At 67.1% G+C, this 15,043-nt stretch carries 15 protein-coding genes; 11 read left to right on the top strand and 4 right to left on the bottom strand.

Annotated features, from left to right (window positions below; genetic code table 11):
- Positions 1–12 precede the first annotated feature (12 nt).
- Positions 13–1,824 (bottom strand): glycosyltransferase family 2 protein, encoded by a 1,812-nt coding sequence (locus ACE3QC_RS11445; protein WP_374408335.1) that lies wholly within the window; start codon positions 1,822–1,824, stop codon positions 13–15.
- A gap of 165 nt (positions 1,825–1,989) precedes the next feature.
- On the opposite strand from ACE3QC_RS11445, the gene ACE3QC_RS11450 reads away from it, so the two are divergent.
- The 6 genes from ACE3QC_RS11450 to ACE3QC_RS11475 are packed head-to-tail and all read left to right on the top strand — an operon-like array spanning position 1,990 to position 6,932.
- The gene (locus tag ACE3QC_RS11450) at positions 1,990–3,108 is read left to right on the top strand and encodes a polysaccharide biosynthesis/export family protein (protein WP_374408337.1); all 1,119 of its coding nucleotides are present in this window, start codon (positions 1,990–1,992) and stop codon (positions 3,106–3,108) included.
- A gap of 38 nt (positions 3,109–3,146) precedes the next feature.
- Entirely contained in the window at positions 3,147–3,713 is a 567-nt protein-coding gene (gene rfbC / locus ACE3QC_RS11455; RefSeq protein WP_374408338.1) for a dTDP-4-dehydrorhamnose 3,5-epimerase, read from the top strand.
- 4 nt (positions 3,714–3,717) lie between these two features.
- Entirely contained in the window at positions 3,718–4,788 is a 1,071-nt protein-coding gene (gene rfbB, locus ACE3QC_RS11460; protein ID WP_374408340.1) for a dTDP-glucose 4,6-dehydratase, read from the top strand.
- The gene (gene rfbD, locus ACE3QC_RS11465; protein ID WP_374408342.1) at positions 4,785–5,675 is read left to right on the top strand and encodes a dTDP-4-dehydrorhamnose reductase; all 891 of its coding nucleotides are present in this window, start codon (positions 4,785–4,787) and stop codon (positions 5,673–5,675) included. Before rfbB ends, rfbD begins: the two co-directional genes overlap by 4 nt.
- 36 nt (positions 5,676–5,711) lie before the next feature.
- The gene (gene rfbA, locus ACE3QC_RS11470) at positions 5,712–6,575 is read left to right on the top strand and encodes a glucose-1-phosphate thymidylyltransferase RfbA (protein ID WP_374408344.1); all 864 of its coding nucleotides are present in this window, start codon (positions 5,712–5,714) and stop codon (positions 6,573–6,575) included.
- Between the two features lie 54 nt (positions 6,576–6,629).
- Positions 6,630–6,932, top strand: a complete 303-nt coding sequence (locus ACE3QC_RS11475; RefSeq protein ID WP_374408346.1) for a hypothetical protein — start codon at positions 6,630–6,632, stop codon at positions 6,930–6,932.
- A gap of 7 nt (positions 6,933–6,939) precedes the next feature.
- On the opposite strand, the gene ACE3QC_RS11480 is transcribed toward ACE3QC_RS11475, so the two are convergent.
- Complete coding sequence (locus ACE3QC_RS11480; protein WP_374408348.1) at positions 6,940–7,980, bottom strand: phytanoyl-CoA dioxygenase family protein; 1,041 nt, start codon at positions 7,978–7,980, stop codon at positions 6,940–6,942.
- Positions 7,977–8,810 carry a 3-deoxy-8-phosphooctulonate synthase gene (kdsA, locus tag ACE3QC_RS11485; RefSeq protein ID WP_374408350.1) on the bottom strand — a complete coding sequence of 278 codons (834 nt, stop codon included), beginning with the start codon at positions 8,808–8,810 and terminating at the stop codon, positions 7,977–7,979. Before kdsA ends, ACE3QC_RS11480 begins: the two co-directional genes overlap by 4 nt.
- A gap of 194 nt (positions 8,811–9,004) precedes the next feature.
- On the opposite strand from kdsA, the gene ACE3QC_RS11490 reads away from it, so the two are divergent.
- From ACE3QC_RS11490 to ACE3QC_RS11510, 5 genes are all read left to right on the top strand, one after another.
- Positions 9,005–9,991, top strand: coding sequence for an SIS domain-containing protein (locus ACE3QC_RS11490; RefSeq protein WP_374408541.1), 987 nt, complete (start codon positions 9,005–9,007; stop codon positions 9,989–9,991).
- Entirely contained in the window at positions 9,984–10,823 is an 840-nt protein-coding gene (locus tag ACE3QC_RS11495) for a manno-octulosonate cytidylyltransferase (protein ID WP_374408352.1), read from the top strand. Before ACE3QC_RS11490 ends, ACE3QC_RS11495 begins: the two co-directional genes overlap by 8 nt.
- Before the next feature lie 71 nt (positions 10,824–10,894).
- Complete coding sequence (locus ACE3QC_RS11500; protein WP_374408354.1) at positions 10,895–11,509, top strand: histidine phosphatase family protein; 615 nt, start codon at positions 10,895–10,897, stop codon at positions 11,507–11,509.
- Positions 11,510–11,607: 98 nt separating this feature from the next.
- Positions 11,608–13,143, top strand: a complete 1,536-nt coding sequence (locus ACE3QC_RS11505; RefSeq protein WP_374408543.1) for a beta-3-deoxy-D-manno-oct-2-ulosonic acid transferase — start codon at positions 11,608–11,610, stop codon at positions 13,141–13,143.
- The gene (locus tag ACE3QC_RS11510) at positions 13,140–14,354 is read left to right on the top strand and encodes a glycosyltransferase family 4 protein (protein ID WP_374408356.1); all 1,215 of its coding nucleotides are present in this window, start codon (positions 13,140–13,142) and stop codon (positions 14,352–14,354) included. The genes ACE3QC_RS11505 and ACE3QC_RS11510 overlap by 4 nt, the downstream gene beginning before the upstream one ends.
- Here ACE3QC_RS11510 and ACE3QC_RS11515 read toward each other — a convergent pair.
- The gene (locus tag ACE3QC_RS11515; RefSeq protein ID WP_374408358.1) at positions 14,344–14,979 is read right to left on the bottom strand and encodes a sterol desaturase family protein; all 636 of its coding nucleotides are present in this window, start codon (positions 14,977–14,979) and stop codon (positions 14,344–14,346) included. The two genes, ACE3QC_RS11510 and ACE3QC_RS11515, sit on opposite strands and share 11 nt — an antisense overlap.
- Between the last annotated feature and the right edge of the window lie 64 nt (positions 14,980–15,043).

Consider the following 15,043-nt stretch of genomic DNA (forward strand, 5'->3'; position numbering starts at 1 on the left):
GGTCCGCCGCGATCATCGGGCAAAGCGGTAGGTTTCGCTGTTGCGATCCAACAGCGGGTGGTGCCACGGATCGATCGCCCGCTTCGTATCCCATCGCGCCTGAAACACGGCGAGTTCGCGCATGTAACGCGCTCGGTGTTCGGGAGCGAAATCCAGTCCGCGTGACTTGCTTTCGTGATGGATCAGCGTGGCGGCGGGCGTGTAGATGTTGGACAGGCCGCGTTCGCGCAGCTTTAGGCACAGATCGACATCGTTGTAGGCGACCGCCAGGCTCTCCTCGTCCAGCCCGTCGACCGCGTCGAAATGCTGCCTTTCCACCAGCAGGCACGCTCCGGTGACGGCGGTGGCGCCGCGTGCGACGAGCGCCTGGGCGAAGTAGCCGGGCTCGCCTTCGGGTAGCCCCCGGTGGGCATGGCCCGCGGCGTCGCCGATGCCGATCGCGACCCCGGCGTGCTGGATCGAGCGATCTGGATAGAGCAGGCGCGCGCCCACCGCGCCGACGCCGGGGCGTACCGCTTCGCGCATCATTTCGCTCAGCCAATCGGGATCGATGATCTCGATGTCGTTGTTGAGCAGGCAGAGGAATTGGCCGCGCGCATGACCCGCGGCGAAGTTGTTGATTGCGGAATAGTTGAACGGGTGCGGCCAGCGCACGACGCGCACCCGTGGATCGGCTGCGACTGAGTTCATGTAAGCCAAGGTTTCCGCTTCGCGACTATCGTTGTCGGCGATAATGACTTCGAAGTCGGGATAGTCGGTTTCATGCAGCAGCCCATCGACGCATTTCCGCAGCAGTTCTACCCGATCGCGCGTGGCGACTAATATGCTGACCACGGGGGCGGGTGCAGGCATGGGCCAGCGCAGGGCGACAGTACCGAACGGTCCATCACTGGCTTGCGCCGAGGGAGCGACCAGCCGCGAGATCGCCGCGGCCCGCTGCTGAGATGGCTTGCGCCATTCCCCATGAGCTGTGCTTGTCGTGACTCTGGGCACGTGGCGGACGGATATGGGGCTGGCACCGCACAGGAGATGCAAAACGAGTTCGTGCAGCGTTTCCGGCGCGAGGCCGTCGCGGCTATCGAGGCGGGCGAGTGTGGATTCTACCGGCAAGGCGCATGCGGCGGTGACATAGTCCTGCGAAAGGAACATCCGCGAATCCCAATTGGGCTTGAACCATGCGGCGCCTTCGGCTCCGCGGCGTCCGATCTCGTCCTGATCGCCGTAAAGCACAGTTTGCTCGTCACTGGAAATGTCGGCACGCGCACGATCCGCGGCGTAGGCGGCCAGCGCATGGCGCGGCAAGACGGCGTCCGAGGCCAGCGGGATGAGGAGCGACGCGCCTACCTTCTTGGCGATTCCCAGAGCGGCATGCAGTGCCGCGATCCTGCTTGCGTACGGCGCGGCGACATGCTCGATCCTGTCGGATTCAATGGGCAGCGATGCGTCATTTTCGGTGGTAACGATCACACGCAGCGGTGCGATGCTTTGCCGCAGCGCGGATTTCGCTGCCTGCTGGGCAGCGGAGCGATCGGAGTCGCTCGACAGATGGATATGGATGCAGATTTCGGTTCCTGAGAAATTGCCTTTCCCAATAGTTCCGTTCGCTGCCGAAATCGTATCGAGATCTCGCCGGCCATGGGCTGTCATGCGCCGCTGATAAGCGAAAGGCAGCGCGGCGATCGCTGCCTCAAGGCGATATCGTGCGCGCAGTCGCTTGCCGCACAGGCACCACCAGCCGATCGCGGCGAGTCGATCGGGTCGGCAGACCATGAGCAGCAAGATGTCGCTTAGCGTGGGTTTCAGTCCATCGGCCGGCGGGTTCATCGAAGAAGATAGTCTTTCGCGCCACGCAGGCATGGCAGATAATCGGGTGGGTGCGATGCTAACAGAACGCTGGGAGAAGCGTACAGGTTTTCTTAGGGCTAGGCCTGTCCGGCGAATTTCGTTAGTGGGCGCTGATCCTCGAACGAAGATTATGCAAACTCATCCATGCACGTGAAAAATTTGATCATGGTGGCGCTGCTCGTGCTGCTGGGCGCATGTTCCACGCTGCCGTCGAGCGGTCCGACCGGGTCGCGTATCAAGGATACGGCAGCGTCGGCCGACCTCGATATCGAAATCGTGGAGGTCGACAGTGTCGCAGCGGTCCCGCCGCGGCTTGCGCCCGTTGCGTGGAATCTGCCGGATCGTGAGCCGCCGCCGACGGATATGATCGGCCCCGGTGACGTATTGACGATCAACGTGTTCGAAGCAGGCGTTTCGCTGTTCGGTGGCAACGGCGCCAGCGGTAATCTGACGGACAGCGGTTTCGATCCCTCGGTTCGCATGAGTGCGCTTCCTCCAGTCCGTGTAAACGACGAGGGCGACATCAACATCCCCTACGCCGGGCGCATTCGCGTGCTTGGCAATACCGTGGGAGAGGTGCAGGAAAAGATTCGCGTCGCCCTACGCTTCCTGTCGCAAGACCCGCAGGTCACGGTCAATCGCGAGGAAGTGGTCAGCAGCTCGGTCATAGTGGGCGGCGAAGTCGTGCGACCGGGTCGGCTCGTGCTCCAGACCAATCGCGAAACCATAGGCGATGTGATCGCCCTGTCGGGCGGATACCGCGGGGCGGCCAAGGATCTCGTATTACGTATAGAGCGCGGATCGGACGAGGCGAACATCCGGCTGAGCAGTATTCTGGCAGGCGATTACGAGAACGCGGTCGCCTATCCCGGCGACCGCCTGACTGTCCTCGCCGATCCCCACACTTTTTCCGTACTCGGCGCGTCAGGCCGCGTGCAGCAGATGCCATTCGCGCGCGACACGATGACCGTGGTCGAGGCGATCTCGGCGGCGGGTGGACCCAACGCCGGTTCGGGCGATCCCGAGGCGGTGTTCCTGTTCCGTTATCTGGGTCCGGGCAACACCCGCCCGGTGGTCTATCACTTCAACATGATGAACACCGCGACCTATTTCCTCGCGCAGCAATTCGCGCTGCGCGACGGTGATATTCTCTATTTCGGCAATGCCGCCGCCAATCAGCCGCGCGCCCTGATCCAGGCGATCAGCCAGTTGTTCGCGCCCGTCGTCACGGCGACCGCAGTGGCCGAGAATTTCGGCAACTGACCGAATGCCCGGCTTCCCCCTGCAAACAGAAGCGGATCATGCAGGTTGAGCTCTTTGACATACCCGATGTGGCGCTGTTCACGCCCAGGAAGATCGCCGACGACAGGGGCTACTTCGCCGAGACGTTCCGCGCCGACGTCTTCGCGCAGCACTGCGGCGAACACGTTTTCGTGCAGGACAACGAATCGCTGAGCGCCGCGCGCGGGACGATCCGCGGGCTTCATTTCCAGATCCCGCCACACGTGCAGGGCAAGCTGGTGCGCTGCACCGCAGGGGCGTTGTTCGACGTGGCGGTGGACATTCGCGCCGGTTCGCCGACCTACGGCCAATGGGTGGGCGAAACGCTGACGCCGGGGAACGGCCGCCAGCTGTGGGTGCCGCCCGGCTTCGCGCACGGGTTCTGTGCGCTCGAGCCCGATACCGTGATCTGCTACAAGGTCACCGGTTACTACAGCGCTGAATGCGACATGGGGCTCGCGTTCGACGATCCGCGGATCGCGATCGACTGGCCCGAAGCGGCCGATCCCGCCACCCTGTCGGCGAAGGACCGCAACCAGCCGAAGCTGGCCGATCTGCCCGACCATTTCCGCTACGAAGGGGCGTGATCCGATGCGCGTGATCGTCACCGGCGGCGCCGGGTTCATCGGATCGGCGCTCGTGCGCCATCTCGTGCTGGACAAGGGATACGACGTCCTCACCGTGGACGCATTGACCTATGCGGGCTGCGAGGCTTCGCTGAAGGCGGTCGAGGGCGAACGCACCCATCGTTTCGTGAAAGCCGACATTCGCGACCGCGCGGCGATGGACGCGGCGCTCGCCGGTTTCGCGCCCGACCGGATCATGCACCTTGCCGCCGAGAGCCATGTGGACCGCTCGATCACCGGCGCGGCGGATTTCATCGATACCAACGTGATGGGCACCTTCACGCTGCTCGAGGCCGCGCGCGGATACTGGGAAGGGCTGGAGGGGGATGCGAAGGCGTCGTTCCGCTTCCTCCACGTCTCGACCGACGAGGTTTACGGCTCGCTCGGCGATGAGGGGCTGTTCGAGGAAACCACGCCCTACGATCCCAGCTCCCCCTATTCGGCATCGAAGGCCGCGTCGGACCATCTCGCGAAGGCGTGGCAGCGCACTTACGGCCTGCCGGTCGTCGTCTCGAACTGTTCGAACAACTACGGCCCCTACCACTTCCCCGAGAAGCTGATCCCGCTCGCGATCCTTAACGCGCTCGCGGGACGGACGCTGCCGGTCTACGGCCAAGGGGAGAACGTGCGCGACTGGCTCTATGTCGACGATCATGCCCGCGCGCTCGACCTGATCGCCGAACGGGGCCGTGTGGGCGAGACATACAACGTCGGCGGGCGCAACGAGCGGCGCAATATCGACGTCGTGCGGCGGGTCTGCACCGTGCTCGACGAACTGGCCCCTGCCAATGACCCGCGCGAAAGCCTGATCGAATTCGTCGCCGACCGCCCGGGCCACGATGCGCGCTACGCGATCGACGCGAGCAAGCTGGAAGGCGAACTGGGCTGGCGCCCGCAAGAAACGTTCGACACCGGGATCGAGAAGACGGTGCGCTGGTATCTGGACAACGAATGGTGGTGGCGCCCGCTGCGCGACCGTTACGACGGCGAGCGGCTCGGCCTCGCTGCGGCGAACGGGGACAAGGCCCCGGAATGAGGATCGCGGTCACCGGGACATCGGGGCAGGTCGTCACCAGCCTGATCGAGCGCGGCAAGCTCGCCGGTGACGAGATCGTCGCCATCGGGCGGCCCCAGCTGGACCTCGCCGATCCCGCCTCGGTCGCCACGCCTCTCGCCGCCGCGCGGCCAGACGCCATCGTGTCGGCGGCCGCCTATACCGCGGTTGACAAGGCCGAGAGCGAGCGCGATCTCGCGCTTGCCGTCAATGCAGTTGGCGCCGGCGCGGTGGCGGCGGTAGCGGCCGATATGGGCGTGCCGCTGATTCACCTTTCGACCGACTACGTCTTCGACGGCAGCGGCGTGCAGCCATGGACAGAAAGCGACCTGACAGGGCCTACCGGGGTCTATGGCGAGACCAAACTGGCCGGGGAGCAGGCGGTGCTCGCGGCGCATCCGGGCGGCAGCGCGATCCTGCGCACCGCCTGGGTCTACAGCCCGTTCGGAGCCAATTTCGTGCGCACCATGTTGCGACTCGCGGCCGAACGCGACGAGGTTTCGGTGGTCGCCGATCAGATCGGCAATCCGACCAGCGCGCTCGATATCGCCGACGGGGTTTTTGCGGTGGCACGTAACCTCGCGGCCGACAGCGATCCCGCGCTGCGCGGGGTGTTCCATATGAGCGGTGCTGGCGAGGCGAGCTGGGCCGATTTCGCACGCGCCGTCTTCGCCGCCTCGGCCGAGCGGGGCGGGCCATCGGCAGAGGTGAACGCCATCACCACCGCCGACTATCCCACGCCCGCGCGGCGTCCCGCCAACTCGCGGCTCGATTGCGCCAGACTGGCCGAGGCGCATGGCGTCGCTTTGCCCGACTGGCGAGATTCGTTGCCCCCGGTCGTCGAACGGCTGCTGGCCGAGACGGCCTGAGCCATTGCCGCCAACCATCTTGAGGAGGACCACCAGATGAAGGGGATCATCCTGGCCGGAGGCAGCGGCACGCGCCTCTATCCGATGACGCTCGCCTCGTCGAAGCAGATCATGCCGGTCTACGACAAGCCGATGATCTACTATCCACTCAGCACACTGATGCTGGCCGGAATCCGCGAGGTGCTGATCATCTCGACCCCGCGCGACCTGCCCGCCTTCCGCGAGCTGCTGGGCGATGGGTCGCAGTGGGGTATGGCGCTCGAATATGCCGAACAGCCGAGCCCGGACGGGCTGGCGCAGGCCTATGTCATCGGGGCGGATTTCGTGGCCGGCGGACCCTCGGCGCTGATCCTGGGGGACAATATCTTCTACGGGCACGGCTTGCCCGAACTGATGCGTGGGGCCCGCGTGAAGACGAGCGGGGCAAGCGTGTTCGCCTATCACGTCACCGATCCGGAACGGTATGGCGTGGTCGATTTCGATGTCGAAATGACGGCGCTCTCGATCGAGGAAAAGCCCGCCAGCCCGAAATCGAATTGGGCGGTGACGGGGCTCTATTTCTACGATGAACAGGTGGTGGACATCGCGGCGAACCTCGCCCCGTCCCCGCGCGGCGAACTGGAGATCACCGACGTCAACCGCGCCTATCTCAAGCGCGGGCAGTTGAGCGTCGAGATAATGGGCCGGGGCTTCGCCTGGCTCGACACCGGAACGCCGGACAGCCTGCTCAATGCGGCCGAATTCGTGCGCGTGATCGAGAAGCGGCAGGGCTTCAAGATCGCCAGCCCCGAAGAGATCGCCTTCCACAACGGCTTTATCGACGCGGCGGGGCTGGAGCAGGCGGTCGCGCGCCTCGGCAAGTCCGAATACGGCAGCTATCTCGCGCGCCTGCTCGATTGATCCCGCGCGTTCGCGGGCGCAGGATGGCGCAGCAATTGCTGGAGGACCTGCCGCATGCCGTTCATCGAACACGCGCTCGCCGCGCTGGCGATCCAGATCGCGGTCGGCCTCCTGACGCGCAACTGGTGGGCAGGCGCGGCGCTCGCCTGCGGCTATTTCATCGGGCGTGAAATTTCGCAGGCCGAATATCGCTGGATCGAGCATCTGGGCGAAGGGCTGCGCGGCAACATGCCGTGGTGGGGCGCGTTCGACCCGCGCGCCTGGCCGCGGGCGGACCAGGTGGCCGATCTCGTCGGCCCGATGATGGTGACGGTTCCGCTGGCATTCATGATGGAACGCCGCCGACACCGCCGATAGCGCGCCGTCAATCCTCGCTTTCGCTCATCGGACGGCGATTACCCGCAGGCTGCCAAGGCTGACCGATGCGCTTCTCGAACCGGTCGCGGACGGCCCAGAGCCAGCCGACGCGCCGCTCGGCGAGGCCCGGCAGGCTGAGCACGTCGCCGCCGAGCCACGGCAAGAACGGGTTGCGCCGGGCGTAGGACCAGATTTCGACCCGCTCGCTCGGTTCGGCGGCAGCGCCGCGCGCGTGAAATCCGCCGGTATCGGCGACCACTAGTGTGTTCGCGGGAACCGCCAGCCCTTCGGCCGGGGGCAAGTTCATCGCAGCGAGGTCGTCGTCGCCGACCCGTGGCGATCCACGCCCCGAGAGCCGGTCGATGGCCGCGGGATCGGCGAGGCTGCGCCGGTGTTCCCACGCCAGCCGCTCGGGTGTGAACCGATGCGATCCGCGCACATAGGTGAACGGCCCATCTTCCGGTGTCACCGGGTTGAGGAACAGCCAGGCCTTCATCGAGGCGTGGAAGCTGTCTGCGTGGAGCGCCTGCTGCGGGTCGGGCTCGGTACCGCCCGCGTTGCTCGTGATGGTCTGCACGTAATGCAGCGGTGCGATGCGGAAGCTGGCGACGTAGTGGAACAATGCGGTGACATCGCGCCGCGCGAGGAACCGCCGCAGTTCCGGGATGGCATCGAGCATCAGGGGATCGATCGCCATGCGCCGGGTAATCGCATCGCCCTGCCGCATCTCGCGCGCCGGACCGACATAGCTCAGGATCGCGCGGCGAAGCGCCGCGAATTCTTCCGGGGGCACGGCATTCTCGATCGCCACGAAGCCGTCGCGGTCGAACGCTTCTCGCCATTCGCGCGGCACGTGGCGGGCGAGGCGGCGGCGGCGCCAGCGGCATAGCGCATCGGCGACCGCAGTGCGCGTCCGATGCAGCCCCATGCGGTTGAGCCGCTGCGAACCGATCAGCGGATGGTCGAGAAAGCTCTTGGCCGAAGTGGCGAGCTGCGCCACCCGGATCGGCAGCAGGGCGATATCTCTGGCCCGGGTTGCGATCGTCATTCGCTGCTCTTGACCAGCGCGTCGATCGCCTGGAGCCGGGCCACCAGCGGTTCGAACCGGTCGAGCGGAAGCGCGTTCGGCCCGTCCGACAGCGCGTTCGCCGGATCGGGATGCGTTTCCATGAACACGCCCGACACACCGGCAGCCACCGCCGCGCGTGCGAGCAGCGGCACGTATTCGCTCTGCCCGCCCGATTTCGCGCCCAGCCCGCCCGGCTGCTGCACCGAATGGGTCGCGTCGAACACCACCGGGCACCCGGTTTCCGCCATGATGGACAGCCCGCGCATGTCGGAGACGAGCGTGTTGTAGCCGAACGATGTGCCACGGTCGCAGAGCAGGAAATTATCCTGTTCATGCCCGGCGGCGGCGGCGGCGTTGCGCGCCTTGGCGACCACGTGCTGCATGTCGGCAGGCGCCATGAACTGCGCCTTCTTGATGTTTACCGGCTTGCCCGTAGCGGCGACCGCGGCGATGAAATCGGTCTGGCGCGCGAGGAAAGCGGGGGTCTGGAGCACGTCGACCACTTCGGCGACCGGCGCGGCCTGCGCCGGCTCGTGCACGTCGGTCAACACCGGCAGCCCGGTTTCGGCGCGGACTTTTTCGAGGATGCGTAGTCCTTCTTCGATGCCCGGGCCGCGAAAGGACGCGTCCGAACTGCGGTTGGCCTTGTCGAACGAGCTCTTGAAGATGACGAGCAGGCCTAGCCTGTCGGCGACCCCGGCAAGCGCCTCGGCCACGCCGAGTGCATGGCTCTCGCTCTCGATTACGCACGGACCTGCGATGACGAACAGTGGGCTGGTGGCTGAAATATCGTGTCCGCAGAGTATCATGCGTGCTTTCTTCTGTCGTTGCGCCACCCCGTAAGATATTGGTCGCAATTGCAATTTGCCATGCCTTTAGCCTAAGGCAATGCGTTGCAACATGAAATCCGCCCTGCTCATGGCCGGAAACGTGTCGCCGCAGGTTTCACCCGGCTCGCAGAACCGCGATGGAAGCCGGACAATTTGAAGAGTTGAAGCACGCCATGAATGTCGAGGTCGCACAGCATAATTACGCGAAATCCGCGTTGCAAACGCTGGATATCGAACTCGAAGGCCTCATGGCGCTCAGGCGCGCGCTCGAGGATTCGGGACTGAGCCGCGAGCTTGGGAAAGCCATTCGCCTCTTCGCCGCGACCAAGGGGCGGATCATCGTCACGGGAATCGGCAAGAGCGGCCACGTCGCGCGCAAGATCGCGGCGACGATGTGCTCTACCGGCAGCTCGGCGCTCTACCTCCATCCTGCCGAGGCCAGCCATGGCGATCTGGGCATCATCGCGAAGAACGATGTCGTGCTGGCGATCACCTGGTCGGGCGAAACGAGCGAACTGGGTGATATCTTCAGCTTCTGCCAGCGCTACGGCATGCCCCTCGTGGTGGCGACCGCCAACGAGAACAGCACGGCCGCGCGGGCCGCCGATGTCTGCCTCAAACTTCCCGAAGTACGCGAGGCGTGCCCCAATGCGCTGGCGCCGACCACTTCGACCACCTTGCAGCTCGTTATCGGCGATGCGCTGGCGGTCGCCCTCATCGAAGCGCGGGGCTTTTCGTCCGGCGATTTCCGGGTTTTCCACCCCGGCGGCCGCCTCGGTGCGCAGTTGAGCACGGTGGCGCATGTCATGGGGACGGGCGAGGCGGTGCCGCAAGTCCTCGACGACGCCACGCTGATGAGCGCGACGATCGAGATGAACCGCAAACGCTACGGCTGTACGGCGGTGGTCGACGATGGCGGAAAGCTCGTCGGCGCCTTCACCGACGGCGATCTGCGCCGCTGCATCGCGGTCTACGACCTGAACGATCCGATCGAGCCGCACATGTCGCGCAGTCCGATGGCCGTCGATGGCGCGATGCTGTGCAGCGAGGCGCTCGCGATCATGAACGAGAACGCCGTTTCGGTGCTTTTCGTCACCGAGGCGGAGAAGCTGCTCGGCATCGTCCACATGCACGACATCGTCAGGCTGGGCCTTGAATAGCACGCGTGACGCGGCCGCTGCGGCGGCCGATCTGATCGTCATTCCCGCGCGATACGGCTCCACCCGGCTGCCGGGAAAGCCGCTCGTTCCCATCGCGGGCCGGACGTTGCTCGAGCGCGTGCTGGCCAATGCCGTGGAGGCCGCGCGTCTGGCGGGCGAGTGCGCGGTGATCGTCGCGACCGACGATACGCGCATCGCCGATCATGCCGAGGCGCTTGGCGCACAGACCGTGCTGACCGATCCAACGCTGGATTCAGGCTCCGCCCGAGCCCGCGCGGCTGCGCATCGGCAGGCCAGCCTGCCCGAACGCGTCGTCTGCCTGCAGGGCGATGCGCCGTTCATCGCGCCGCAGGTCGTAGCGCGAATGATCGAAACGCTGCGGCAGGGCGACGCCGATGTCGCGACGCCGGTCTATCCGCTCGACTGGGATCGGCTGGACCGGTTGCGTGCGCACAAGCGGACGACGCCGTTCAGCGGCACGACCTGCCTGCGCGCCGCGGACGGCCGTGCGCTGTGGTTTTCCAAGCGTATCCTTCCCGCGATCCGTGACGAAGCTGTCTTGCGCGAACGGCAGGCGATGTCGCCCGTGTGGCAGCACCTGGGGCTCTATGCCTATACGATGCAAGCGCTCGACTGGTTCGCAGCGGCATCACCGGGTACCTACGAGGTGCTGGAAGGACTCGAGCAGTTGCGCTTTCTCGAAAACGGTCGCGCGATCGCTACCGTGCCGGTCGATCCGCCCGAACATGCCCTGTCGGGTATCGACACGCCTGCCGATGTCGCCTTGGCCGAGGAAGCCATCGCGCGGTTAGGCGATCCGTTTCCGGGGTGAGGTCCGGAAGAAGGCCCTCAGGAAAGCGGCGTCTTTGCGGCTGGAGCGGCAGCCGCTAGGGCTGGCAGCGCATGTTCGTCGTCGTCCGCCATAGCAACACTTTCGAGGCCGGAGAGCCGCCGCGCAGGATCGGCGCGCGCACCGACCTGCCGCTGACCGCGAAGGGGACCGAGCAAGCCCGCGCGCTTGGCCGCCATTTCGCGGACGAGGGCTGGCGGTTCACCCGAGTGTTGGCGTCTCCGCTGCGCCGTACGCGCGAGACCGCGGCAGGGATCCTCGCCGCGCAGCCCGATCCGGCGCCAGCGCCGCAGGACGCCGAATTCCTGCGCGAGATCGACCATGGACCCGACGAGAACGCGCGCGAGGACGCGGTGCTGGCGCGTATCGGCCAAGCGGCGCTGGCGGCGTGGGACGACCGTGCCGAGCCGCCGCCGGGCTGGATCGTCGATGCCGAGGCGCGCCTTGCCGCATGGCGCGTGCTGTTTGCCGGGATGGACGCGGAGACAGGCCCGGTGCTTCTCGTCACCAGCAACGGCGCGGCGCGCTTCGCGCTGATGGCCGATCCGGCATTGCAGCGCGCCGCCGCCGCGCTGCCGTCGCTGAAGCTGGCGACCGGCAGCTACGGCGTGATCGCGCGCGATCGGGCTGGAGAACTGGCGATCCACACCTGGGGTGCGGTGCCGTGACCGAACGTGCCGTGCCGCCGCTCCTGCGCGCGCCGCCGTTTCCGGAATGGCGTGACGAAGATGGTTCCGCACCCCCGATCGAAGATGCTTTCGAGGGCATGGAGCGCGCCGCGCTGTTCGAAGCCGCGCGCCGCGCGCGGGTCGGCGGGCGGTTCTGGGGCGAGCCCGCGTCACTCGCGCAGCCGCCCCGCATCGTCGTGCGCGCGGATAACGCGCCCGAGCCGACGCGCGAGGGCGATGCTGAACCCGCCTCGTGGATCGGGCGAGACGACACCGACCCGTGGTCGGTTCTGCCCGGCGCGGGCCGTCTCGTCGCACACGGCGATGACGAATGGGTGGCGATCGCGCGGATCGCGGGCGTTCCGGTGCGGGTGGTTTCCTCCGGAGCGTTCGGCTCGCCGGAAGACGACGACACGGACCTCGACGCGCGCGCAGCGGCCGCGCTGTGCAGGCCGCTGCGCGATCCTTTCGGCGACGGCTGGCTGGCGCCGCTCGACGCGATCGCGCTGTTGGCCGAATGGCGCACGGTCATCGACGCCAACCGCGGCGCGCCGGGCGAAGCCATCGTCGCCGTGTTGGGCATGGCGTGGTGGAAGAAGGCCGAGATCCGGCGGTTCCTCTGGGTGCCGGGCATATCGCTGGCGTTCGTTTCCGACGCGCGCCGGGCGCTCGATATCGCCCGCGACAAGGGCGGGGCGCTGGCGGTCTGGCCCTCGCGCGTGTCGCCCGCACTGATCGCCGAGGCGAAGCAGCGCGGTGTTCCGCTCGTGCGGGTCGAGGACGGGTTCGTCCGCTCGGTCGGCCTCGGGAGTGATCTGGTGCCGCCCGCCTCGATCGTGGTCGACCGCCACGGCATCCATTTCGACCCGCGCGAACCGAGCGATCTCGAAGCGATCCTCGCGCAGACCCGCTTCGCGCCAGACCTGCTGACGCGCGCCCGCCGGCTGGCGGAAAGCATCGTGGCAGGCGGGATCAGCAAATATTCTGCGGGGACAGGCGCGACCGGCGACCTGCCGGACCGCGCCGACGGCGTGCGGCGCGTGCTGGTGCCGGGGCAGGTGGAGGACGACATGTCGGTGCTCGCGGGGGGCGGCGGCCTGACCTCGAACCTCGAATTGCTGCGCCGCGTCCGCGAACTCGAACCCGACGCCGAAATCTGGTGGCGGCCGCATCCGGACGTCGATGCCGGGCACCGCAACGGCGCGGTGGCCGACGAGGCCGCGCTCGAATACGCCGACCGGATCGTGCGCGGGGGCAGCATCGCGCACCTGCTCGACCGGGTGGACGGGCTCCATGTGCTCACTTCGCTTACCGGGTTCGAGGCGCTGCTGCGCGGGCGCGACGTCACCTGCCACGGCACGCCGTTCTACGCCGGATGGGGCCTGACGCGCGATCTCGGCACGGTGCCCGAGGGGCGCGGGCGCAAGCTGTCGCTCGACGAGCTCGTGGCGGGCGTGCTGATCCTCTACCCGCGCTATCTCGACCCGGTCAGCGGGCTGCCGTGCCCGCCCGAGGTGCTGGTGCGGCGCATGGCGGAGAATCGGATGGTGAACCGGCAGGGCTGGATCGGGCCGGTGCGCCGGTTCCAAGGGCGCGTGATGGCGCGTCTGCGGCGGCGGGGTGCAGTGCGATGACCGGGCCGATCCTCGACATCTCGCGGCTCATCTCGCGCGTGCGCTATTCGACGCCGAGCGGGGTCGACCGGGTGGAGATGGCCTATGCCCGCGGCCTCTCGCGCATCTATGGCGAGGCGCTGGCGTTCGCGGCGGTGCATCCCTCGGGCATATACGGCAGGCTCCCGCGCGCAGCCGCGCTCGCCTATCTCGACGAACTGGAGCGCCGCTGGTCGCACGAGGGCCAGGCGGAGCGGCGGATGCTGTCGCCATCGGTCGCGCGCTGGATGGCGCGGCTTGCGCCAGTGCGCAGCGGGATCGGATCGGGCGGCGTCTACGTGCAGGTCTCGCCGCATCACCTCACCCGCGAGCGGCAGGTGCGCCACATCCTCGCGCGCGAGAAGGCACGTTTCGTGTGCATGGTCCACGATCTGGTGCCGATCGAATATCCCGAATACGCGCGTCCCGGCGGCGCGGCGCTGCACGAGCGCCGGATGGAGACGGTGGCGCGGCTGGCCGATACGGTGATCGTCAATTCGGCGGCGACCGGCGATTCTTTCGCACGCTGGGCCGAGGGCTGCGGCATGGCGCCGCCGCCGATCCACGTCGCGCTGCTGGGGACCGAGCCGGTGGCCGAGGCCGCGCCTGCGCCTTCGCCCGACGGGCGGCCGTATTTCCTCTGTCTCGGTACGATCGAGCCGCGCAAGAACCACTTGCTGCTGCTGCACCTCTGGCGGCGCATGGCGGAAAGCCTGCCGGCCGAGGCGGTGCCGCGCCTCGTGGTGGTCGGCCGCCGGGGGTGGGAAAACGAGCAGATCGTCGACCTGCTCGACCGGTGCCCGGCATTGTCGCCGCACGTCGCCGAGGTGAACACGTGCCCCGACCGCGAACTGGCCGGGCTGATCCGCGGCGCACGCGCGCTGGTGATGCCGTCGTTCGCGGAAGGCTACGGGATGCCGGTGGCGGAGGCGCTCTCGGTGGGAACGCCGGTGATCGCCAGCGACCTGCCCGCGCATCGCGAGGTTGGGGGACCGGTGCCCGATTTCCTCGATCCGCTGGACGGGCCGGGCTGGCAGGCGGCGATCCTCGACCATGCCGCGCGCGGACCGCTCCACGCCGCGCAGGTGGCGCGCGTTCCGCAACGCCCCGCGCTCGATTGGGATACGCACATGGCGATTGCGGCGAAGGTGATCGACGGCGCGATGCCCGGATCGGCCGATCTCAACGTTTGAGCGAGGTGATCCTGCTGCCGAACACGCGATCCCAGGGCAGCCCGGTGATCGCGTAGTGGCTGTCGTGATCGACGTAGTGATGGCGCATGTGGTGGCGCTTCAGCACGCGTCCGATCGGCCCGCGCATCGGCCACTGGTGGCACGCGTAATGCACGGTGTCGTACACGACGTAGCCGATCATGAAGCCGAGGAAGAGCCAAGTGCCCGCGGCCGCGAACGCGCCGGCCATCGCGGCCCAGATGCACGCCCCGATCGGCACGCTCAGGATCGGCGGCATGAGGTTGCGCAGCGGATCGCGCGGTTCGTCGTGATGGTTGCCGTGCAGCACGAAGATCAGCCAGTTGACCACGCGCGACTGAGACTTCCAGTGAAACAGGTAGCGGTGCACCGCATATTCGAACAGCGACCATGCCACCCATCCGGCGAGGATCAGTCCGACGCCCGCGAGCGGAGAAACGGTGCCCCAGCCAGCCAGCGCGATCAGCGGAAGCAGCACGCTCCACAGCACCGCGAACCAGCGGAACGAGATGACGGTAAGTCCCTCGAGCCAGGCAGTGCCGAACAGGCTCAGCCGTCTGAAAGATGCATTGCGACCGGTCATGTCCATCAGTTCTCGACAGAACATGCGGATTTCTGTCAAGCGATGAAGGCCCGATGGCGCGACAAAATAACTTCGATTATCGGTCAGT

The organism is Pelagerythrobacter sp., from assembly GCF_041912895.1.
Taxonomy (GTDB): Bacteria; Pseudomonadota; Alphaproteobacteria; order Sphingomonadales; family Sphingomonadaceae; genus Pelagerythrobacter.